The 22269-nt window shown below is 56.7% G+C and carries 21 protein-coding genes, 1 tRNA gene and 1 pseudogene; 6 read left to right on the top strand and 17 right to left on the bottom strand.

Annotated elements, in window-relative coordinates; genetic code table 11:
* The first annotated feature begins 12 nt into the window (after positions 1-12).
* From aguA to BBI10_RS05665, 5 genes are all read left to right on the top strand, one after another.
* Positions 13-1119: an agmatine deiminase gene (aguA, locus tag BBI10_RS05680; RefSeq protein WP_065987411.1), complete on the top strand. Its 1107-nt coding sequence runs from the start codon at positions 13-15 to the stop codon at positions 1117-1119.
* 180 nt (positions 1120-1299) lie between these two features.
* Positions 1300-1530 carry a hypothetical protein gene (locus tag BBI10_RS26490; protein ID WP_083233037.1) on the top strand — a complete coding sequence of 77 codons (231 nt, stop codon included), beginning with the start codon at positions 1300-1302 and terminating at the stop codon, positions 1528-1530.
* Between the two features lie 242 nt (positions 1531-1772).
* A complete protein-coding gene (locus tag BBI10_RS05675; protein WP_065987410.1) occupies positions 1773-3041 on the top strand; it encodes an OprD family porin in 1269 nt (422 codons plus the stop codon).
* A 143-nt stretch (positions 3042-3184) separates the two neighbouring features.
* Complete coding sequence (locus BBI10_RS05670; protein ID WP_065987409.1) at positions 3185-3961, top strand: AraC family transcriptional regulator; 777 nt, start codon at positions 3185-3187, stop codon at positions 3959-3961.
* Positions 3962-4184: 223 nt separating this feature from the next.
* The gene (locus BBI10_RS05665; protein ID WP_065987408.1) at positions 4185-5144 is read left to right on the top strand and encodes a quinone oxidoreductase family protein; all 960 of its coding nucleotides are present in this window, start codon (positions 4185-4187) and stop codon (positions 5142-5144) included.
* Positions 5145-5179: 35 nt separating this feature from the next.
* On the opposite strand, the gene BBI10_RS05660 is transcribed toward BBI10_RS05665, so the two are convergent.
* The 14 genes and pseudogenes from BBI10_RS05660 to BBI10_RS05605 form a co-directional block, all read right to left on the bottom strand.
* Positions 5180-5929 carry a substrate-binding periplasmic protein gene (locus BBI10_RS05660; protein WP_065987407.1) on the bottom strand — a complete coding sequence of 250 codons (750 nt, stop codon included), beginning with the start codon at positions 5927-5929 and terminating at the stop codon, positions 5180-5182.
* A 142-nt stretch (positions 5930-6071) separates the two neighbouring features.
* Positions 6072-6392 (bottom strand): hypothetical protein, encoded by a 321-nt coding sequence (locus BBI10_RS05655; protein ID WP_065987406.1) that lies wholly within the window; start codon positions 6390-6392, stop codon positions 6072-6074.
* Between the two features lie 171 nt (positions 6393-6563).
* Entirely contained in the window at positions 6564-7055 is a 492-nt protein-coding gene (locus BBI10_RS05650; RefSeq protein ID WP_065987405.1) for an AAA family ATPase, read from the bottom strand.
* Between the two features lie 567 nt (positions 7056-7622).
* Positions 7623-7835, bottom strand: coding sequence for a KTSC domain-containing protein (locus BBI10_RS26485; RefSeq protein ID WP_083233036.1), 213 nt, complete (start codon positions 7833-7835; stop codon positions 7623-7625).
* Positions 7836-7844: 9 nt separating this feature from the next.
* The gene (locus BBI10_RS26480) at positions 7845-9617 is read right to left on the bottom strand and encodes an ATP-binding protein (protein WP_083233035.1); all 1773 of its coding nucleotides are present in this window, start codon (positions 9615-9617) and stop codon (positions 7845-7847) included.
* Positions 9614-10798, bottom strand: coding sequence for an SIR2 family protein (locus tag BBI10_RS05645; protein ID WP_083233034.1), 1185 nt, complete (start codon positions 10796-10798; stop codon positions 9614-9616). The genes BBI10_RS26480 and BBI10_RS05645 overlap by 4 nt, the downstream gene beginning before the upstream one ends.
* Before the next feature lie 63 nt (positions 10799-10861).
* Positions 10862-12252 (bottom strand): annotated as a pseudogene (locus tag BBI10_RS05640) (DUF2130 domain-containing protein).
* 627 nt (positions 12253-12879) lie between these two features.
* Positions 12880-13170, bottom strand: a complete 291-nt coding sequence (locus tag BBI10_RS05635) for a DUF6124 family protein (protein ID WP_065987403.1) — start codon at positions 13168-13170, stop codon at positions 12880-12882.
* A 463-nt stretch (positions 13171-13633) separates the two neighbouring features.
* A tRNA-Thr gene (locus BBI10_RS05630) sits at positions 13634-13709 on the bottom strand.
* Positions 13710-14004: 295 nt separating this feature from the next.
* The gene (locus BBI10_RS05625) at positions 14005-15210 is read right to left on the bottom strand and encodes a methyltransferase (protein ID WP_065987402.1); all 1206 of its coding nucleotides are present in this window, start codon (positions 15208-15210) and stop codon (positions 14005-14007) included.
* A gap of 156 nt (positions 15211-15366) precedes the next feature.
* Positions 15367-16056, bottom strand: a complete 690-nt coding sequence (locus BBI10_RS05620; RefSeq protein ID WP_065987401.1) for an ABC transporter permease — start codon at positions 16054-16056, stop codon at positions 15367-15369.
* Positions 16053-16748 (bottom strand): ABC transporter permease, encoded by a 696-nt coding sequence (locus tag BBI10_RS05615; RefSeq protein WP_065987400.1) that lies wholly within the window; start codon positions 16746-16748, stop codon positions 16053-16055. The genes BBI10_RS05620 and BBI10_RS05615 overlap by 4 nt, the downstream gene beginning before the upstream one ends.
* Before the next feature lie 67 nt (positions 16749-16815).
* Positions 16816-17580 (bottom strand): ABC transporter substrate-binding protein, encoded by a 765-nt coding sequence (locus BBI10_RS05610; protein WP_065987399.1) that lies wholly within the window; start codon positions 17578-17580, stop codon positions 16816-16818.
* A gap of 13 nt (positions 17581-17593) precedes the next feature.
* Positions 17594-18367 carry an ABC transporter ATP-binding protein gene (locus tag BBI10_RS05605; RefSeq protein ID WP_065987398.1) on the bottom strand — a complete coding sequence of 258 codons (774 nt, stop codon included), beginning with the start codon at positions 18365-18367 and terminating at the stop codon, positions 17594-17596.
* Positions 18368-18862: 495 nt separating this feature from the next.
* Between BBI10_RS05605 and gabP the strand changes: the two genes are divergently transcribed.
* The gene (gene gabP, locus BBI10_RS05600) at positions 18863-20254 is read left to right on the top strand and encodes a GABA permease (RefSeq protein ID WP_065987397.1); all 1392 of its coding nucleotides are present in this window, start codon (positions 18863-18865) and stop codon (positions 20252-20254) included.
* 106 nt (positions 20255-20360) lie between these two features.
* Here the strand turns inward: gabP and BBI10_RS05595 are convergent, their stop codons facing one another.
* The 3 genes from BBI10_RS05595 to BBI10_RS05585 all read right to left on the bottom strand — a co-directional run bounded on the left by BBI10_RS05595 (position 20361) and on the right by BBI10_RS05585 (position 22212).
* On the bottom strand, positions 20361-20903 hold the full coding sequence (locus tag BBI10_RS05595) for a cytochrome b (RefSeq protein WP_208600736.1): 543 nt from the start codon (positions 20901-20903) through the stop codon (positions 20361-20363).
* A 90-nt stretch (positions 20904-20993) separates the two neighbouring features.
* Positions 20994-21488 carry a hypothetical protein gene (locus BBI10_RS05590; RefSeq protein ID WP_065987396.1) on the bottom strand — a complete coding sequence of 165 codons (495 nt, stop codon included), beginning with the start codon at positions 21486-21488 and terminating at the stop codon, positions 20994-20996.
* Between the two features lie 64 nt (positions 21489-21552).
* A complete protein-coding gene (locus BBI10_RS05585) occupies positions 21553-22212 on the bottom strand; it encodes a hypothetical protein (protein WP_065987395.1) in 660 nt (219 codons plus the stop codon).
* Positions 22213-22269 lie beyond the last annotated feature (57 nt).

Genomic DNA, 22269 nt, shown 5'->3' with positions numbered 1-22269 from the left:
GTTCTGATTACTGTGACCACTCTCAACAGCACCCCCCGCGCCGATGGTTTCTATATGCCTGCCGAGTGGGCGCCGCAGACGCAAACCTGGATGATCTGGCCCGAGCGCCCTGACAACTGGCGTCTGGGCGGCAAGCCGGTGCAGAACGATCATGTTGCTGTGGCCAAGGCCATCGCCCGGTTTGAGCCTGTCACCGTCGGCGTCTCGGCTGCACAGTACGACAACGCCCGCGCCCGCCTGAATGTGCCCAACATTCGCGTCGTCGAGATCAGCAGCAACGACGCCTGGGTGCGTGACAGCGGGCCGACCTTCGTCATCAACGACGCGGGCGAGGTCCGTGGAGTCAATTGGGGCTTCAATGCCTGGGGCGGTTTCGACGGCGGGCTGTACGCGCCGTGGAACCTGGATGAACAGGTCGCCAGCAAAGTGTTGGAAATCGAGCGCTGCCCCCGCTACGTCACTGAAGGTTTCGTGCTGGAAGGCGGCTCGATCCACGTCGATGGCGAGGGCACGCTGATCACCACCGAAGAATGCCTGCTCAATCGCAATCGCAACCCGCATCTGTCCCGCGACGACATCGAAGCCGTGCTGCGCGATCACCTGTCGGTCGAGAAGATCATCTGGCTGCCGGACGGTCTGTACAACGACGAGACCGACGGGCATGTGGATAACTTCTGCTGCTACGTGCGTCCCGGTGAAGTGTTACTCGCCTGGACAGATGATCCGAAAGACCCCAATTTCCCGCGTTGCCAGGCGGCCATGGCGGTGCTGGAAAACGCCCGCGACGCCAAGGGACGCCCGTTCGTCGTGCACAAGATGCCGATCCCGGGCCCGCTGTTTGCCACCGAAGAAGAGTGCGCCGGGGTGGATCAGGTGCACGGCAGTCAGGAGCGCAACCCATCGGTGCGCCTTGCGGGTTCCTACGTGAACTTCCTGATCGTCAACGGCGGCATCATTGCCCCGTGTTTCGACGATCCGATGGATGACACGGCCCGCCAGATTCTCCAGCAGCTGTTCCCTGAACACGAGGTGGTCATGGTCCCGGGCCGCGAAATGTTGCTGGGTGGAGGCAACATTCACTGCCTGACGCAGCAGCAGCCGGCGCCCCACCGCAGCTGAGTTGGTTCGCTTCTTGCTGTTATCAAGCCCATCAGACGATGGGCTTTTTTATGGCTGGACGGTTTCAAGCCGGTCGTAGGAAGACGGGATCCCAGCAGCGCGTAAATGCCCTTGCGGGGTCGTCCGTCTGTAACAAAAGCTCCGTAGATTTCGCAGTCCACGACATAAGAGGTTGTCCTTATGAACGCAGGTCATGAGTTGCGAGTGGCTCGAGGTTTTTCTGCGAGCAGTGAAGCACGGCAGATGATGGCGGACTGGTTACGGACGACCCGGATCCCGCTGGTGCGCATGCAAGAGCTGCAGGCGCTGAAACAACGCGGTGATTTTCGCAAGATGCTGTCCAGGCGATACCCCAGCGGGTTGATCAATGACGCGGAAATCGAAGCGCTGCTGGGCGTGCTCCACAGCTGACGAAGGGTGAGAACAGGCACTGCAGAGCCTCCGTTTGACTCCCGTCAAATTGACACCTTCCGCAGACGGGGGATAGCATTCGCGCCTCCACCGCCTGTGGCCTAGCGCCATGTACGTGCATCAGTCCTCCACTGTGATGATTTCGTGCGGGCTTCCGGGACTGTTTCAGAGCCGGAAGACGCAATTGCCCACACCGGGCATTTGCCACAGCGCGCGATTAATCCGCTCACAAGGACAACAAGATGAAACAGCGTATCGGCCTGCTCGCCCTGAGCATTCTCGCCGCCACTCACGCCATGGCGGACGGTCAGGCAGATTCCAAGGGATTCGTTGAAGACAGCAGCCTGAAGATCAACCTGCGTAACGCCTACATCAATCGCGATTACAAAAACGGGCCGCAGGACCGCTCGGAATGGGGGCAGGCGTTCATGGCCGGCTACACATCCGGTTTCACCCAAGGCGTGGTGGGCGTCGGCGTTGATGCTTTCGGCCTGTACGCAGCGCGTCTGGACGGTGGCAAGGGCAAGAGCGGCGCAGGCGGTATCGACTTCTTCAAGCAGGGCGACAGCGGCAATGCGGCGGACGACCTGTCGCGTTTCGGCGGTGCGGTCAAATTCCGGGTGTCCAATACCGAACTGAAGTACGGCGACATGATGCCCGAGCTGCCAGTGCTGACGTACGACGGCTCGCGCCTGCTGCCTGAGTCCTACACCGGCACCATGATCACCTCCAAAGAGATCAAGGGCCTTACCCTGGTGGCCGGCCGCTTCACCGCCGAAGCCCGCAAGAGCGCCGAAGGCCGCGACAGCGGTGATCTGAAGAGCATCAACGTGTACGGCGGCAGCTATAAATTCACCGAGGCCCTCAGCGCTGCGTTTTACGCCTCCGACGACGAAGACGTGCTGAAAAAGCAGTACGTGAACCTGAACTACGTCTGGGCGATGCCGAAAGATCAGTCGCTGACCTTCGACTTCAACGGCTACAAGACCAAGCTGGACAAAGACTTCGCCGTCGACGACGCCCGCGACAACAAGATCTGGAGCCTGGCGGCGACCTGGGCGGTGGGCATCCACTCATTCACCCTCGCGCATCAGCGCAGCACCGGCGAGACCGGCTACACCTACGGCGGCTACCGCAACGCAGGCGGCACCGGCGATGGCGGCAACACCATCTACCTGGCGAACTCCTACTGGTCGGACTTCAACGGCAAGGACGAGCGTTCGTGGCAGGTGGGCTATGGCGTGAACCTGGGCACCGTCGTGACGCCGGGCCTCAGCTACCGCGTGGCCTACGTGCGCGGCGACAACATCGACGACGGCAGCGACCGTGGGCGTGGCGAAGAGCGCGAACTGTTCAGCCAGTTGACCTACGTGGTCCAGAGCGGCCCGGTCAAAGACCTCTCGGTACGCCTGCGCAACTCGTTCCTGCGCGTCTCCAACGATGTGGACCAGTACAACGTCGGCGGTAACGAAACGCGGATCTTCGTCGATTACCCGATCAACGTGTTCTGATGTCGAACGGCTGAAGAGCTGACGGCTTCACCCAGACGCCCCGGTCGCAAGATCGGGGCGTTCGGGTATGAAGGTTCACTGAACTGGCGATCCTGCCCGCTCTCCCGCTACCATCGCCGCATCCCACTCCAGCCGGTTTCACCATGGCAATCGCCGCGCCGCCCGACCTCTCCAACACCGCCGTCCCTGTGCAGCCTCTGTCACGGACGTATCCCCGCGGATTGTACATCGAGCCCCATGAACATGAGTGGGGGCAGGTGCTGTATGCGATGTCGGGGGTGATGTGGGTCGAGACGCCCCATGAGGCGCTGGTCGTGCCGCCGCAGCGCGCGGTCTGGTTGCCGCCCGGCGTGCCCCATGGGATTCGCGTGGTGTCGGATCTGGAAATGCGCAACATCTACCTGCGGCCGGCGCTCGCCCGAACCCTCGACGCCACCGTTCAGGTACTGGAAGTCGGCCGATTGCTGCGCGAGTTGATCGTCGGTCTGGTCGCCGAGCAGGACAAGGAGTCGGACTACTACGACGCCGTGGTGAAACTGGCGTTGCTCGAACTCAAACGCGCCCGGCGTTCGCTGCTGAGAGTGCCGATGCCCGATGACAGCGACCGCAGGCTGATGAGCGTTTGTCAGGCGGTGATGATCGAGCCATCCATCGACGTGTCATTCGAGCAGCACGCGGAAAACGCCGGCGCCAGTGTGCGAACGTTGTCCCGGCTGTTTCAGGCGGTGCTCGGCATGGGCTTCGCCGAATGGCGGCGGCAGGTGCAACTGGCGACCTCGGTGGCGGAGATCATTCAGGGCGTGCCGGTCAACGCCATTGCCCGATTGATGGGGTACTCGCCCAGCAGCTTCAGCGACATGTTCCGCCGCGAACTGGGCATGGCGCCCTCGCAGTACCCGGTCGTTGATCCATCCCACTAACGCCTGCGCCGATACTGTCCGAAATTCAGAAGCTCTTGGCCGGCAGCCCTTGCCGGCCCTCCTTACACTCTGGTCATCGCTTAACGCCGTCGCGCCTCTGGTCGCAGTGGTTGGCCTGCTTGACATGCAGGCCGGTGAATGGCTCTGGCGTGGGCAGGCAGTTCTTCTCCCATCTGGCCTCCTGAACCGACGGCCCCCTTTCCCCACTCTGGATGAATCCATCATGAAAGCACTGCAATTCTCCCGCACCGGCGACCTGGCTGCGCTGGAAGTCGTCGATCTGCCCACGCCCGTCCCGGCGGCCGGCGAAGTTCTGGTGCAGATAAAAGCAGCGGGCCTGAACCCCAGCGACGTCAAAAACGTCCTGGGCCGCTTCCCCTACACCACGATGCCACGCATTCCGGGTCGTGATTTTTCGGGCGTGGTCGTGGAAGGCCCGCAGGAACTGATCGGCAAGGAAGTATGGGGCACCGGCAAGGAAATCGGCTTTGTCCGCGACGGCTCCCACGCCGGCTACATCACGCTGCCGGCCAAAGGTGTGGCGATCAAGCCCGCGTCGCTGAGCTTTACTCAGGCCGCCAGTCTGGGCGTGCCGTACACCACGGCATGGGACGCGCTTGAGCGCAGCCTTGTGCAGGCCAGCACCCGGTTGCTGGTCATCGGCGCCAATGGCGCAGTGGGAAGCGCCGCCATCGCACTGGCGAAAGTGCGCGGCGCTCAGGTGCTGGCAGCGGTGCGTAAGCCGGATCAGCTGAAAGCGCTGCAAGAGCAAGGCTTCAGCGCGATCCAGCTCGACAAACCGGAAGACCTCGGTGCTCAAGTGAACGCTGTTTTTCCAGGCGGCGCCGACGTGATCTTCGACACCACCGGCTTCTGGCTGCCGGCTTCTGTGCCTGCGCTGGCCCAGTTCGGTCGCATCGCAATCATCGCCGCGCCGGTGGACGGCCACGTGCAATTGCCCGCGCTTGCGCTGTACCGCAAGGGCGGTTCGGTGGTGGGGATCAACTCGCTGCTGTACGGCGTCGAAGCCTGTGCACGGATGCTGGAGCAGTTTGGTAAACAGTTCGACGACCGCACCTTGCCGCTGCCAACCGGGCTGATTGAGTCGCCGTTGGAGGAAGGCCTGGCGCGTTATGCGGAAGTGAATCAGGGCGGCGCCGACAAGGTCATTCTGCTGCCGTGACAGGCAAGCACGAATCTTGGGGCAAGGCCGCCGGATTACTGGACGGGTAGCCCTTTGAGGTAGTCATGCTGGACGCGTTTGATCGAGCCGTTTGCCCGCAGCGTCTCGATCGCGGTTTTCAGCTTTTCGACCATCTGGGGGTCGCAGTCTTTCGAGCACGCCAGATACAAATCGGCAGTCATCAATGCCCGGCTCATCATCAGCGGGCGATCACTGATCTGCTTCCAGATATAAAGCGTTTCCGGCACGCCGTTGAACCACGCATCCACCCGGCCCTTGAGCAGCATCAGCGCCGGGTTCTCGCCAATCTTCAGCGGATAAATCTGCGCGGCTGAAAAACCTTCCTCACGTAGACGCGTCTCCTGCGCCGAGCCACTGCCCACGGCAATCATCTTGAAGGCCTTGCGCGCCTCCTCAAACGTCTCGACGTGACGATCAAGGCTGAAAAATGCCCGGTCCATTGTCATCACCGGCGCGATCCAGATGAAGTTGTCTTCGCGACTTTGCGTGCGGGTCAGCGGCGCGATGAGCTTGTTGGTACCAAGCTCCACATCCCGCTGCGCCCGCGGCCACGGTGGCGACAGCAGGTGGGCGGAATACCCGGCCATCGCCATGGCTTGGAGGGTGATGTCGCCCGCGATTCCGTGCTGGTCGCCTTGACTGACCATGGTCAGCGGCGGCGCTTCGGCCACGTACACGTCAACGACCGGCAGCGCAAACGCCGTTGACGAGCACGCCAACAGCGCGCTGGCCGCATAACGGGTACAACAGGAAATCCATTTCATGGCAGTTATGCTCAGGGGAAATAAGGCGCCAGGACAGCCCTTGTGCCGGGTTTGTTATCCAGTCTGGCATCGATCTTCATTTCTGCCGGTCGCAGTGCGCGTCCTGCGTCTACTGCAGAGAACATACTCAGGTGGCGGCGACTCAGGTCTTGTTGTGCTCATTGGTGTAGCGACCGCTCATCTCCCAGCCACACTCCACCAACATCTCGATCCAGTCTTCGTACGAGTCATCCACATCCAGCAAGTTCATGAATTGATCTTCGATATGGCACCGAAAGGTCTGCTCCTCGACGTTCCACTCCACATCCCGAATCCGCCAGACGCGCTGCATCGGCAACTGAATGTTCAAGCCATGGAAAGGGACGAACGGCAGCTCCACTTCGTAGAGCAGCTTGGACCATTCAGACGAAATCTCCGGGGTCTGGTGGGTCCAGACGTACTTGATCAATCGGACTTTGTGCACGGTTGGGCCTTCTGTCGTGTTTCTGATGACGGGTCGCTGTCCTGACGTAGACGCGAGGGCCCGTTGGATGGGTATACGTTACTCGATGGGGGCGGGATGGGGGAGGGGGCGCTCTGAATCTAAGGGCGCCGTTTGAACCTGACGGTTTGGTTCTCTCCGCGTGGCAGCCGTTTAGGAGCGATCCTGGTGAATGACTACGTTGAGCCCTTCTTCCTTGTCTGGGGCTTGGAAGTAGCTGGTGATCAAATCGAATTCAGCGTCGGTTGCCGCGAAGTCATGCTCGCCACGCTCGTTTCTGAGGTGCAGCCGGGCTCGGCAGGTTTCGTCATCGACGTCGATGAAGTGAAGGCTGTGCGAGGCCTGGGCGGTATCCGCCAGGCTGCGTAACCAGTGGCGGTCTGCGGGAGTGTTGGCGGGGAAATCAATCACCACATTGATCCCGGCTTTTAGCATGTCGATGACCAAGGGGCCGATGACATCTCGGAGTCTTCTTGAGAGTGACACGTAGTCGGCGACCGAGTGGATCTGGTCTGGATAGAGTCTTGAGAGCCAATGGTCTTCAGTCAGCAGGATTGCTGCTTGTTCGGCTTTTAGAGAATTCGCTAGGGTGGATTTCCCTGATGCGATCTTTCCGCACAGGAGGTGGAGTGTGGGCTTGGCCATTAAGACGTGTCCTTATGTCGAAGCACGATGATGCCTGTGGATTGAGGTCGGGACAATCAGGGGCAGTGCCGGGATGGCTGAGGCTTTTGAGTTGGTAAGTTCGTACTGCATCTCTCAATTGGAGAGATCTTGGTCCGGGGCAGCGTGAAAACTCGGGATCGGTACTAGAGGAGAAACTTGTACCAAGATCAGGCTATTCCGAGGCTGCTGAGACAAGGCGGTGTCGGATGCTCTGCACAGGCCGTCTGTTCTCAAATCGAGCCCAAATACAAAAGGCTCACCTTTCGCTGGGCCTTATTGCCAAATCTGGTGCGGCACCAGACTATGTGGTTCTTGTTATGAGGGCAGAGTTTTCCCGGGCTGAAGATTGGTGGGCTTTGCGACCTACCCCAAAGCTATCTATAAATAAGCCTGCTGATCATAGTGTTTTTTGTAATCGAATCTGAGAGAGAAGGTTAGCACTATAATGTGCGTGATGAAGGCAGATAACTAGAAGCGCTGAGCCGCATCATTGAATTGGTTCACGCCTTGGTGTGAACCAATTTCAAGTAGGAGATGTTCTAATTGTCACCCTGCACGGCTAAATCCATAAACATTTTTTACTCGCTGTGCAAAATAGCCACCTACGGAAGAGGCATGTACTAATTCTTGATATACATCGTCAGGTACATCATAGTACTCATATATGGATCCGTTTAGGAACTCTATTTCGAGAGTCTGCGAAGAGGCATCATGCCCAACAGATGCTATATTTGAAGAGCTAACAGATACACGTTCCATGATTTTTTCCTATTGTGAAATATCTTGGTTTCTCCAGGCGCTTACTAGCCTTGAGTAATCTTCATTGCTTCGTGTAGAGCTCCATTTTTCACCAATTTTTGGATCTGAGCTATTAGGGTATTTGTCATCTGGTAAGATATTGAACCTACACCGTGTTGGAAGTTGTGCTGCTTCGCCAACTATAATTGCCTCCCCGGTTCTTAGGACAGGAAGTGAGTCAACAATCCCGGCTAAACCGTCCGACATTGCTGCTTTAACTATTCCGCGATCCGTAGCATTGTTTATACGCAGTGAAATGATTGTTCCACATTGAGATAGAATGGTTTCATCTATCTCGGAGGGGCGCTGACTAACAATCATGGCTCCGACGCCGAATTTCCGACCTTCTTTAGCAATTCGCTGGACCATCTCTTTTGCGTGGCCGCCTTCTGACTTGCCAAGATAGCGATGAGCTTCTTCTAGAACTATAAGAAGCGGTCGCTCGCGCATACCTTCTGTAAGATTCCTGCCCCAAATTGCTGATTCAAAAATAATATCCAGGACTGCACATAAAAGAAGCGTCAGCCGCGCTGAGGGCATGCCTGACAAGTCAAATATGGTTATCGGTTTATCATGGCCTAACCAATCTTCTAAAAGCTCATGTAAGTCTTTATTAGTCGCGCCGGCACTGTCTGGATTCCAATCACCAGGCTCTAACAGAAATGAATACTGTGTGTCTATCAGCCGTGACTTCATCAAGTCAAGCTGCCTCTTCATTGCTCCGGCGCCACCTTTTTTTGGCAGTGCAGGGCCAGTTCCGGGAGGAAGAAATTTAGGCGCGACTAAGGAGTCAAAGTCTCCTCGTCCGTTTACAGCATATGCCGGGGTGGTCATCGCATTGTCACTATAATTAATAGTATCCTCGTGACAAAGGTCATACCAGATTTTCTTTAATCTATAAGGCAGCGGGGTAGTGCTTGTTATCTTATCTGCGTCTATGTTCTGTATGTTGTTTTTGACGATGCCAAGTTTCTTCTCGTCTACGGTTTTATCCATGAAAAGTGATCGTTGAGAGTCGTTAGGGTTGTTGCAAAGGAAGTCTATAAGTTTGTCTGGCGAAATGCACCAAAATGGTATGTATAACTGATTTTCGCCTGAGGGCATAATTGAGAAGGTCTTGGCTACATCATTAAGTGCTGGGCCATATTCGCCGTGAATATCTATCAGTAGAATTCTCGCAGAGGGTAAAGAGCTACCATCCTGTTTTATCACCATCGAACGAAGGATGCTGGCAGTACTTGTCGACTTTCCGGAGCCGGTAGATCCTAATACTGCAGAATGACGAGCGACCAATTTGTCCAAGTCCAAGCTTATTTCGATTCCCTCGGAGCTGGATAGCCTCCCGACTTGAAAGTGACTATTTAAATTTTTTCGGAATATCAACTTTAGATCACTCTCCACAACAAAGTGAACGTGATCGCCTATGCTTGGATATTCGCTTATTCCGCGATCAAAATTTCCTCCAATGGATTCTCCTACTAACTCTACTTTAATCCATTTTCTATCTGAAGATATTTTTGAGTCGGCATCAACCGTTGATGATTCGCTAGATTCAGAAATCACTCCGTATAGATGGTTGTAGCCCAAAGGTATTTTAACGAAACTTCCGACTTGCCCTATCCGGTAATTACGCCCTTCCAGCACGACAATTCCGGACTCTACCGAGGCGGCTAGCTCAACGGCCAATGACGAGCTCGAAACAGCGCTCACCACTCCTAAAAAAGTTGGTAGGATAGCAGTCATATGGTTTCCTCTAGCATATCCAACGGGGCTGGAGGCGCCGCATCTTGAGATATATCGCTACCAGCTGTTGCTAAAAAACGAGCTAGCCGAAGGAAGTCTCCAAGTAAGAACTTATTGTCCTTGTAGTATTCCGCTCTGATTTCGTGCCAGTTTTTGGTTGGAGGGGTGCCGATTTTCCACTTCGCTTCCACGCCATTGATAACTGCCCCATCGCTACAAAAGACACTTATTCCTGGGCACTTTAGGGCCAGTTCCTTTGCGGCTTTTTCATCGGCTAGGCTGTTAAATTGAAAGGCGAATAGCGCGGCTGTAGGGTTCGCCAATAGGCACTCAAGCAGGCGAGAGGAAATATGTGCATCTGCAAAAGAAAACCCAGTACATAAAATTAATGTGTCGGGCTCAAGGATGAAATTTTTAAGGCGTTCAAAAAGAGAGGAAAAGGGAGCAGCTTGTGTCTGGTCATATTTTATATGCGAAGGATATACCATGTTGGCATTTTTTGAGTTCGGTACACGAACAACTTCACCGTTGGCATTTGATTCCCAGCCAATGGAGCCATGGAGTTTCCAAAGCCTAACCCAGCGTGGCGGAAGATCATTTTTTGAAATGCTTGATGGATCGAAAAACGCGCTCTTGGATCCGCTGAATCCGTCAAAATATGGTGTTTTTGCTCGCTCTAAGGCATGCTCAATCAAAAGGTCATAATTTGTAGTGAAAATCTCAACCGCATACTTTCTATTAATTCCATTAATCCATGACACGACTTCGGAATAGGGGTTTGCTCCCACTGGTAGATCCTTCGCCACTACCTCCCGAATCGAGTTGCATATTGCTTCAGATAACGCAAAAAAATCCTGCTCCGAAAAATCAAATAGCCTGCCTCCACCTATCACCTCTGCAAGCATCCTGACGCGTGATAGAACTTTTTCAAGATTTGAATCAGCAAAGGAGGATTTTATTTGATCGTAGACTCCTCGTTGACTCTCAGAAAGCTCGGCTAACACTATTTTTTCGAGGCCGGCAATATTTGGTATCAGCGGCTGCCAGGCTCCAGCCTCACCTATATTTATGCTCACAGGTGCACCCGCGCCGATGAGCAGACCTATTTTCTTTCTTCCATTTGTAGCAAGTTGGCGAAATCCAAACATGTGCTGGTCTGGGTTGTGCGAGGTATTTTCCACATTCTCACCTGCGATTTTATTGGCGTTCCCATCGTAATAGCGGAGATTTATTTTTTACGCCTACTATGGGCCTTTTAGATCGGCAAACTTCGCAGCCATTGTTGGGTTACCGCGGTTTAGTTTTTTTATTGTGACATCCTGCGCTTTGTCGTTCGCCAAGCGAAGATTCCTGTCTGTACCTAAGAGCGCTTCTTTTGTTTTTTGGAGATGGTCAATTGATTTATCGATTTCGCTAATGGCTGTCTGGAATCGTTTTGCGGCTAAGTCGTAGTTCTTTGCAAAAGCTGATTTAAATGTTTCCAGCTCGGATTCGAAGTTCTCGATATCTATATTTTGCTCTTTCATGAGAGCAAGTTCGGACTTGAACTGCAAAGAATTTATCGCGGCATTCCGTAGTAAGGTTATAATCGGTATGAAAAACTGAGGTCTGACGATATACATTTTGGGGAATCTATGGAAAACGTCGACGATGCCTGTATTGTATAGTTCGCTTTCAGGCTCTAATAGGGACACTAGCACGGCGTACTCGCATCCTTTTTCGATGCGATCTTTATCCAGTTCTCTAAGAAAGTCTTCATTCTTTTTTTTGTTGCAGTTTGATCGTCCTCGTTCTTCATTTCGAACATTACGGAAACTATATCTGTTCCCGCTTCATCCCAGTCGCGAAATATGTAATCTTCTTTACTGCCAGTCCGTGTGTCGTTATCTTTTTCGAAGTAGGCTCTTGGGAAGGCAGTAGATCGGATACGATTAAACTCCGTTTCACAGTGCTGCTCGAGGGTTTCACCAACCATCTTTGTTGATAGTCGAGCCTTCATGTCCCGCAAGCGCTCGATAGCGTCATCGCGATCTTTGATTTGCGTTTCGTATTTATCCTTAAGGGACTTTTCAGCAAGTTTTTTCTCTAGTTCGGCTTTCTCGAGGTCACTTTGCAGTTTATCTCGCTCTTTCTCAATAGAGCTGACGGCCTCGGTAATTGCGAATTTTTTTCCGATCTCAATGGACTCGATTTTAGATTTTAACTCTTGAATTTCAGAATCTTTAGTCGCCTTGGTTTTTTGCAATTCGTTTAGAAGCTTTGCCTCTGCTAATTGAGAGGAGGATTGTTGCTCTCTATGTATTTTCTCAAGTTCGTATGTAAGAGCATCTCTTTCTTTTTCTACACCGTTTAATGCTTCACTGATCGCTAGTTTTCGAGCCAGTTGCTCATTGTTAATACAGGATCGAAGTTCTTGAATCTCTGAGTCCTTGCTAGCAGTCGCCTTATACAATTCGCTAGCTGCTTTCGCAGTCGCGAGCTCAATGGCGCTCCGCTTCTCTAATTCGGCTAGGTCGAGTCTTTCATGTAGTTGTTTCTCGAAGTCAGTATCTCGGACCTGCTTCAGAATATCTGCGTATCCAGCTTCATCGATTTTGAAGGCCTTTGCACAATGCGGACAGATAATTTCATGCATTTTTTGCCTCCGTGCAGATTTCTGAGTTCCTGATACTTGAGGACCAGCTTCCAGCTGCTGGCCTAGGTGGTTAGCTCGCTTGCGTGTCGGGGTATCAGTCCCCCGACCTCATAACCTCATTCGACTCTAGCACATGGCAGCGTGCTATCAAGGTGAGATGTTCCACGCAGGTTCCGAGTGCCCCTTAAGGGTTATTCGGACCAGCTCCCATTGTTGGCTTTATAACGACCGCTTGCGCTGAACACTCATGATTCTCAATCGATCAGTTAGTAATTGGGCGGTCAGCGTAGTAGCAACGCGTCGAAGGGTAGAGGGTGGAAGCTGCATTGGACGACGAGACCAGTGACGCGAGATCCTGAGCCAGGGAAGGCAGTGATGTGATGACAGGGGCATGCTTGACTGTCAGTCAGGTACAGCCCATTCCTTGGGCTGCGGCACCACCATCTGCATCGCTGTTGCTAGTGACTTCGGTGTTTGTCACGCCGATTGTCACGAGGGGAAATGCCGCAATGCCTTGTACAAGTTGGTCTGCAGCGGCGGTAAGAGCGCCCCTCTCTTTCCGGAAGAAAGAGACGGGCGCAGGTTGGCGCAAGGAAATGCCTACGCGAATAGATCGCAGCAGGGCAGCTACAAAGACGAACCGCCCACCTTGGCGATCGATACCTCAATCAACGCCCGCGCCGCATCGAGCTGATGCACCACCGAGCGCGCCAACGGGCGGAATTCCAGCGTGCAGTTATCTGCGACTTCGTAGGCGGTGGCTGCGGCGCAGGCGAGGTATTCGGAGGCGGTGAGCAATGCGTCCTCAACTCTGACGCCGGGCTTGACCGAGAACAGGCTCAGGTTGCCGAGGTTGGCGTTGGTGCAGGTTGATTGTAGGGCGGGTGTTTCGGGTGGGTGAGGGGTGGATCTAATCATGGTGTCTCTCCTGACTTGATGAGACCGACGCCGTTCGCGACTAAACGAATAGGTGGCGGCTGTACGCGGGTTAGTCGACCGGGAAGTCAGGCACCCGGCGCACCCGAAGGTGCCCCTCGTACAGCCACCATAAAAGGACAGAACCGATGTCGATGACAGCGGCTCAGGTTATGGGGCGTTACGCGCCTGACATGTTCGGGCGACTAAACCCGGTCGTTGTTTGCAACGACACGCGGGAAGGTAGTCGCCGGATCAGACACGTTCAAGCGGTCGAGAGGATATCGCTTAATTTCAGAAGCGTCCTACGGGATTTCGGACTTTTTGTAGGGGTTGGGCAGGTAGGTAGGACGGTAGTGCGGCGGAGGGCGCCTTCGCGGGCAAGCGCGCTCCTACGGGGATTGGCGGTGTGGCATTTGGCACAAACAAAAAAGGCCCACCTTTCGGTGAGCCTTTTTGCTAAATCTGGTGCCGGCACCAGGAGTCGAACCCGGGACCTACTGATTACAAGTCAGTTGCTCTACCAACTGAGCTATACCGGCGTTGTGGGCGCTGATTATAGGGATTTGATCTGGCGAGTAAAGCCCTAATTTCAGTTTTTTCGCGGCCCTTATGCCGGAAGGTGATTACCGTTATTCACAATCCGCAAAAACCGAAGGCGACGATCGGTCAGATTCAGTAACCATTCTCAATTGTTCGCAAGCTACTGTTTTAGCGCCAATTTTACGCTGACCAAAAAATGAACAAATGGTTGCATCCCTCCCAAAGCAGGATTTCCGGGCGTTCGCTGGGATTTCATCAACAGACTTATCCACAGGCGCGCGCGTCAAAAAATGCTCACGGCCGTTCTGCGAGAATGAGCAGATTCCGCGGAGTGACTTGGCGGTCGCAGAAGGTGCCGATACGCACGTCGTACCCGCCCTCGGTCAGATAAAGCGCACGGTCGAGGATGAGCCACATTTCCAGCGGTCGGCGGAAGAGGTTGCGCAGCAATTCGAGGTTGCGCACTTCGGCCAGACGCGCCCATCCCGCCGCCTCAAGGACCGTCCAGTCCTGAGTGCCGGGGGAGGGGAGTTGCTTGAGTTCGGCGAGGTCGCGGCAGTAGTCGGCGAAGGGTTTGTCGAGCCAGGCGCTGGGCAGTGAGGGCGTTGGCAGGTAGTCGTCGACGCCGCGCAGCGCTCGCTGCAGCAGGTCGAAGCCGAGGCGGCGGGCCATGGAGGTGTCGCGCTGGCGGCGTACGCGGGCGCCGGCGGTGACGGTTTCGCTGAGGGGCAGGCCGAGGTCATCGATGGAGAGCGTAAGCGGGGACGCTTTGCCCTGCTGGGAGATCGGCAGGTAGTGCTCGCCGGCGATGCGGTTGTAGCAGCAGGGCGCGATGGCCAGTTGTTGGCAGCGCGCGTCGCTGGCGAGGTGCATGAGGCGCACATGAAGGTCGCCGCAGGCGTGGAGGGCGACGGGCGTGTGATGGGCTTCGAGGCGCGCGCCGGCATCGTCGGCCATGACGTCTTGATGCAGATGGTTCGCGGTGACGCCCAGTTTGTTGCTGAGTTGCCGTCCTGCTTCAACCAAGTGCGCATCGTATTCCAGGCAGGTCAGGGCTTGGCCGCCCTGGGCGAGGCGCCGACCGAGGTGGCCTTTGCCCGAGCACCAATCCAGCCAGTGGGTTGGCTGTCGCTGAAAGCTCAAGCTTCTGGCGAAGGCCTCGATCTGTTGCCACTTGCGGCCGGGCACGTCGGCGCTCATGCGCGATGACACAGGCTCCAGGCTGACGGGAGGCAGCGGGTCGATCTCGCTTAATGCCTTCGACTGTAAAGCTAGCTGAGCAAAGGGCTGAGGCGCACTGAGCTGTTCGGGATGGTTGTGCGCCGCTTCTGCCTCTTCAAGCGAGCGTTGTCGCAACCAGCGTGACAGCTCGGGGTGCTGGGACTCCCACGGCAGGTGGCGATGGGTGAAAGGTCGTGGGCGCCACAGGGCCTGATGCTCCAGGAGGAAGGCATCAAGCGCGGCGAATCGGGATTGGAGTTGCGCGGGTGTGAGTGGCATTGGGTTATGGCAGTTGAGCGGTGATGTGCAGCATACGGTGAATCAGTGCCTGAGCGCGTTTATCAGGCTCGGCAATCTTCGGCGGCTGAATGCCGCTTTCGCGAGCAAGCTCGCTCCCACCTGGACCGTGTTCTCTGCGGGAGCGCGCGGCGATCCTCAGCGCCCTTGGCTGGCGTCCACTCGCAAATAGCGCTCAAGCAGCTTGAAGCCTTGCACCAGCACGAACGACATCACTAGGTAGATCAACCCGGCGATGAGGAAGGTCTGCTCCGGCATGTAGGTTCGCGCGTTGATAGTGCGGGCCATGCCGGTGATGTCGAGCAGGGTCACGGTGCTCGCCAGTGCGCTGGCCTTGAGCATCAGAATGACTTCGTTGCTGTAGGCGGGCAGGCCGATGCGTGCGGCGCGGGGCAGGATGATGTACAGCAGCGCTTTGCCTTTGGACATGCCCAGTGCGCGGGCCGCTTCGATTTCACCGGGCGGCACGGCCTGAATGGCGCCGCGCAAGATCTCCGCGATGTAAGCGGTGGTGTGCAGCGTCATGGTCAGTGCCGCGCAGAAGAACGGATCGCGCAGGTAAGGCCACAGCGGACCCTTGGTGACGGCGTCGAATTGCGCCAGGCCGTAATAGACCAGAAACAGCTGCACCAGCAGCGGTGTGCCACGGAAAAAGAAGATGTAGGCGTAAGGCAGCGCGCGGACATAGGCGTTACGTGAGGCGCGGGCGATGCCCAGCGGAATGGCGAGAATGAGGCCGGCAATCACCGCGACGGCGACCAGTTCCAGCGTGACGGTGGCGCCGTGCAGCAGTTTCGGCAGCCATTTGAGGACGAAGTCCCAACTCATGACGCGCTCCTCGCAAAGCCCACGGAGGCACGTTTCTCCAGCCATGCCAGGCCGATCATCGACAGTGCGGTCATGCACAGGTACATCAGCGCCGCGACCATATAGAAGGTGAAAGGCTGCTTGGTGGACGTGACGGCGATCTGCGCGTGACGCATGACCTCTTCAAGCCCGATGACCGAGACCAGCGCCGTGTCCTTCATCAGGATCATGAACAGGTTGCCGAGCCCCGGCAGCGCAATGCGCCACATCTGCGGCATCACCAGTTTGAAGAAGATGCGCGATCGCGACATGCCCAGCGCCAAGCCGGCCTCGCGATGACCTTTCGGGATCGACAGCATGGCGCCGCGAAACACCTCGGTGGCGTACGCGCCGAAGCACAGGCCTAGGGCAATGACGCCAGCCGCGAAAGCACTGAGCGACAGGTTCGGAATATCGAACAGCTTGCCGATCGCCCGCATCGAGCTGACCGTGCCGAAGTAGATCAGCAACACCCACAGCAATTCGGGGATGCCGCGAACCAGCGTGGAATACGTGCCGCCCAGCCACTGCAAGGCCCGATTCGGCGATGTCTTCGCCAGCGCCCCGAGCAGGCCGAGCACCAGCCCCAGGCAGAGGGCCGACAGCGCAAGTTGGAGGGTCATCAGCATGCCGGCGGCCAGGGCCGGGCCGAATCCATAGAGATCGAAGTTCATGGCGTTGTTTGTCTAGAGGACAGACGCCACCGTCTGCGCGGGCAAACGGCGGCGATGGTCAGGCAGGTCAAAGGATGCTGAACGGGAAGTACTTGTCGTTGATCTTCTTGTAGGTGCCGTCGGCGATGATTTCTTTCAAGGCTTCGCTCAGCTTGTCGCGCAGCGGGTCGTCTTTGCGCACCGCGATGCCGATCTTGTCGTCAACCGGAAGGGCGTCACCTTTGAACTCGAAGCTCTGGCCTTCCTTGCCTTTCAGCCACTCGTAGCTCGCGTATTTGTCGCCGAGCAGTGCGTCGAGGCGGCCCGACGCCAGGTCGAGGAAGGCGTTTTCCTGGGAGTCGTACAGCTTGACGGTCACGTCGTCGCCCCAGTTGTCTTCCAGCCACGTCCCGGACAGGGTCGCGCGTTGGGCGCCGATGGTCTTGCCCTTCAACGTTTCCTTGATGGCGGCCAGGTCGCCGCTGAGGTTCGTGGTCTTAGGCGCGACAAATTGCAGCTTGTTGGAGTAGTACGGAATGGTGAAATCCACGGCCTGCTTGCGTTCTTCGGTGATCGACATCGACGAGATCAGGAAGTCGAACTTCTGCGCATTCAGGGCTGGAATGATGCCGTCCCAATCGGAGGTGACGGTCTCACAGGTCACTTTCATCTTGGCGCACAGGGCGTTGCCGATCTCCACGTCAAAGCCCACCACCTGACCGCTGGCGTCTTTGTTGTTGAACGGCGGATAGGCGCCCTCGATGCCCATTTTCAGGGTGTCGGCAGCAAAGGCGCTGGAGGCCATGGCCAGGGTGGCGGCAGCGGCCAACAGAATGTTTCTCAGGGTCTGCATCGATGTTGCTCCGTTAGCGATTGCTGGACATGAATTGTTTGCAGCGCGCCGACCGCGGGTCATCGAAGACCTGGTCTGGCGAACCTTGTTCTTCTATCAGCCCTTGGTGCAGGAAAATCACTTCGCTGGACACCTGCCGGGCGAAATTCATTTCGTGGGTCACCATCAGCATGGTCCGGCCTTCTTCGGCCAAGCCACGAATAACACTAAGCACTTCTTGCACCATCTCGGGATCGAGGGCAGACGTGGGCTCATCGAACAGAATGACCTTGGGCTGCATCGCCAGCGTGCGCGCAATCGCGGCACGTTGCTGCTGACCGCCCGACAACTGTGCCGGATACGCATGACGCTTGTCGGCGATCCCCACTTTGGCCAGCAATGCTTCGGCAACTTCGGTGGCCTCGGCCTTGCTCTGCCCCAGCACGCGGCGCGGAGCCTCGGTGATGTTATCGAGGACGGTCATGTGCGGCCAGAGATTGAAATTCTGAAAGACAAAGCCGATCTCGCTGCGCAGGCGGTTGATCTGACGGTTGTCGGCAGCGATCAGTTCACCTTTGCGGGTGGCTTTGAGCTTGAGCTCTTCGCCGGCCACGAGAATCTGCCCCTGATGCGGGTTCTCCAGCAGATTAATGCAGCGCAGCAGCGTCGACTTGCCTGAGCCAGAGGAACCCAGAATCGAGATCACGTCGCCATCGCGCGCACTCAGCGAGATGCCCTTGAGCACGTCGAGTTCGCCGTAGCGCTTGTGCAGATTGCGGATTTCCAGGGCGGGCGTGGCCTCGGCCATGTTCAGTCCTCGTGTATTCGGTGGGCTCATCGGGTTGTCGAGTGGACGCAACCTGGCGGCGGCAGCAGTCGTGCTGCGCGAGGCCTTTTGAGGATGAGCTTGATGAGCGCCGGCGCAGAATGCCGTTGCGCAAAAAGGGCGCGATGGTGCCAGCTTTAACCGCCGTGGGGAAGGGTGTTCCGGCCATTGCGGGGATTGATGGCCGTTAATGTGCGCTTATTTGGTGCTATTTCATCTTGAGTGTGTATTTTCGGTGCGGCTAATCGTCACCCTCCTGTTGCTCCAGGTAACGTTTCCTACGCGACTGGCGAATTGCTATTGCATTCATGGACTTGCGTAAATGGTCTGGAGCGCGCGTATCCCGCTGCGACGTCGTATCTGAAACATCCTGGCGTAATTCTTGCGTAAAAAATAAATAACAGAGCTGTTGTGTTCTCTTTACGAAGAGCCGCCACGCGTCCTGATCCGTACAGAAATCCTTCTAAGGTTGGTTCCATGAGCAGTACACCCAACGCTTCAAACCTAGAACAAGGGCTCAAACCGCGGCACATCACCATGCTGTCCATCGCGGGCGTCATCGGCGCCGGCCTCTTCGTCGGCTCCGGCCACGCGATTGCCGAAGCCGGGCCGGCTGTGCTTCTGGCCTACGGCGCCGCGGGTACGCTGGTGGTGCTGGTGATGCGCATGCTGGCGGAAATGGCCGTCGCTTCGCCGGACACCGGTTCTTTTTCGACCTACGCCGACCGCGCGATCGGGCACTGGGCCGGCTTCACCATCGGCTGGCTGTACTGGTGGTTCTGGGTGCTGGTCATCCCGCTGGAAGCCAACGCCGCCGCGACCATCCTGCATGCGTGGTTCCCGAACGTGGCGATCTGGGCGTTCACGTTAGTGATCACCCTGCTGCTCACCGCGACCAACCTCTTCAGCGTGAAGAACTACGGAGAGTTCGAGTTCTGGTTCGCGCTGATCAAAGTGCTCGCGATCATCGGCTTTGTGGTGCTGGGCATTGCGGCGGTGATGGGTCTTCTGCCGAACAGCCAGGTCAGCGGCGTCAGTCATTTGTATGACACGCAGGGTTTCCTGCCTAACGGCATGGGGGCGGTGCTGGCGGCGATGCTGACCACCATGTTCTCGTTCATGGGGACGGAGATTGTCACCATCGCGGCGGCAGAATCGAAGAATCCCGGCCAGCAAATCACCAAGGCCACCAATTCGGTGATCTGGCGGATCTGCCTGTTCTATCTGCTTTCGATCTTCCTCGTCGTCTCGCTGGTGCCTTGGAACGACAGCCGTCTGGCTGAAGTGGGTTCGTACCAGACCGTGCTCGATCTGATGGGCATTCCGAATGCCAAGCTGATCGTCGACATCGTCGTGCTGGTCGCCGTGACCAGTTGCCTGAACTCGGCGCTGTACACGGCTTCACGCATGCTCTTTTCCCTCGGCAAACGTGGCGACGCCCCTGCTGTTTCCCAGCGCACCACAAAAGCCGGCACGCCTTACTGGGCGGTGCTCCTGTCGACCGGCGCTGCGTTTGCTGCCGTGTTCGCCAACTACGTCGCACCTGCGGCGGTGTTCGACTTCCTGCTCGCAAGCTCGGGCGCCATCGCACTGCTGGTGTATCTGGTCATCGCCGTGTCTCAGCTGCGTATGCGCCGCAAGCGTGAAGCAGAAGGCCAGGCCGTCGACTTCCGCATGTGGCTGTTCCCCGGCCTGACCTGGGCAGTGATCGTGTTCATCGTCGCCGTGCTGACCATCATGCTGTTCCAGGAAGGCCACCGCATGGAGATCATTGCCACCGGGCTGTTGAGCCTGATGGTCGTGGCTGCTGGCCTGATCGTGTCGAGCCGTCGCAAAGCGGGGAAGGCAGGCAAGGTTGTGCTGAATTGATGGAGCAGTGAGTCGGTTGTGACCGACCGCTGTCGAGAAGCCGCTATCAGGGATGATGGCGGTTTTTTTTCGTCTCGATGATTGGGTCGCAGTGGGGGGCAGTGTCTCAGCGCATCCTGCCCAGCACCGATTTGCCGCGCACTTGATGCAGCACCACTGCGGCCAGATGCAGCGCCACCAACCCTGCCAATACCGCGCACAGGACGTGATGCAACTGATGCAGCTCCAGCAGCGCGATCTTTGAATGGATGAGCTGTGGCAGTGGTACCAGCGCCAGCAGCATGACCGGGTGGCTCATCATCAGCACCCCGGTAATCAACACGCCGGCTACTGCCCCGTAGATAGCTTTGTGCGCAGCGCTGGCCAGTCGCGCCTGGACGTTTTTAGCGGAGGGCCGCGCAGGGGCTTTCACCGCCAGCCACAAACGCCAGGCAAAGAACGGAATAAACAGGCTGGTCAGTTGGGGATTAAACGACTCGACCCATTGCCGAAACGGGTTGCTCTCATCGAGCAATGCCACGCCGAAGCCGCTGAATGTCGCCCACAGGATGACGGCCGCGGACAGCCAATGCAGGAAAATTCGGGTTCGGGAGTAAGTGCTCGTTTCGCCTGACGTCGGTGCCGGCAAAGCGGTGTTTAGAGGTGTCAAAACGGCCAGCCTTTAGTTGAGAAGGAGTTGCATTCTCGTAATGGCGCAAAGCTACCGTTTTGACCGGGGTCATGTAAATCAAAAAACGTTTTAAGAACGCCCGCCTGCACCTTTCGCGTTCTTTTTCTGCAGGATCACGGACGCTTCGTTGTAGGCAGTCTGGAAGGCGTCGCTGCCGATCCATTCAACGGCCGAGTCTTCATCTTCCTCGTGGAACAGCCCGCGGTAGGTGATCAGCAGGCCCATCATGAAGTCGGTCGCCGGCTCTTCGTCTTCTTCGGCAATCACCAGCTCCAGCACCGGGTATTGCAGGAAGACCACGCACAGCGCCAGCAAGCTTACTGATTCGGCCTGCTTCATTGCTTCGAACAGGTCGTCGAAATCCGCAGGGTCGAAACCGTTTTCTTCGATGTCTTTGAAATCAAACGTGCTCAGGTCGATCTCGACGTCATCGAAAGGCTCGTTGACGAAGGCATGGTTGAGCACCGGGTGAATAACGCTCGGCCGGGCCTTGCCGGAACGGTTCTGCTTGGCTTTGGCCTTTGCACGCTGGGCGCGTTTTTGCTGTTTGTCGGGGGAGGCCATGACGGCGGTTCCTTGTGCGGTGCAGCCATTCGCATGGCCCAGGATCATCGGGCGCGTATTGTATTCAGTCTTGCGCCGGTTCGTCGTGCTTGTTGCGGTCGATCCCCAGCATCTCCAGTGTGGATTCCATCTCGATCTCGTCGAGAACCGCGCGGAAGGCCTCGTAGAAATCATCGTCGTGGATGCGCGCCCTGACGGTAGCCTCGTCCAGTCCGTGGGCCCACATCAAGTAAGCGCCAAGCGTGTTCACCAGGACGTCGAGGTAGTCGTCGAAGTCGATGTCGTAGAAAGCGTGGGCGGCTATGGGACCTCTGGCAAAGGCATCGAGCAGATCGAGGAACCCTTGCTGCTCGGCAAGCTTGAGCACTTCGTAATGCGCGAGTCGCTGCTCCTGAGACGGCTCTGGCGCAGGGGAGTGATACACCTCCGCTATCAGCATTTCGTCCTCAGTGATCGACATCTCGTCGGACTCGCCTCTTATCACCGCCGCCATCGCCTCCCGCTCTTCTTCGTCCATGGTTTCAAGGATGTCGGGCTCTACGAAATTCTTCAGCAGGGTATCGTCGTCCAGCAGCGCTGCGTCGTCGTCCGAGACGAAATCAGGCATGAAGTAATCCGGGACGATCGGGTTGGGAGTCTGCGGATGCTGGCGAGCGACACGCTGCTCTTTGGCTTTGGTCTTGGCGCGCTTGGCTCGTTTTTGTTGCTTGCTGACAGATGCCATCACGAAGCTTCCTTGGTTAGCTCAAGCCTGCGATGTTAATAAATTGCGCCCAATAAA

The sequence above is a fragment of the Pseudomonas graminis genome, assembly GCF_001705435.1.
Lineage (GTDB): Bacteria > Pseudomonadota > Gammaproteobacteria > Pseudomonadales > Pseudomonadaceae > Aquipseudomonas > Aquipseudomonas graminis_B.
This window is presented reverse-complemented; position numbering and strand designations above follow the sequence as displayed.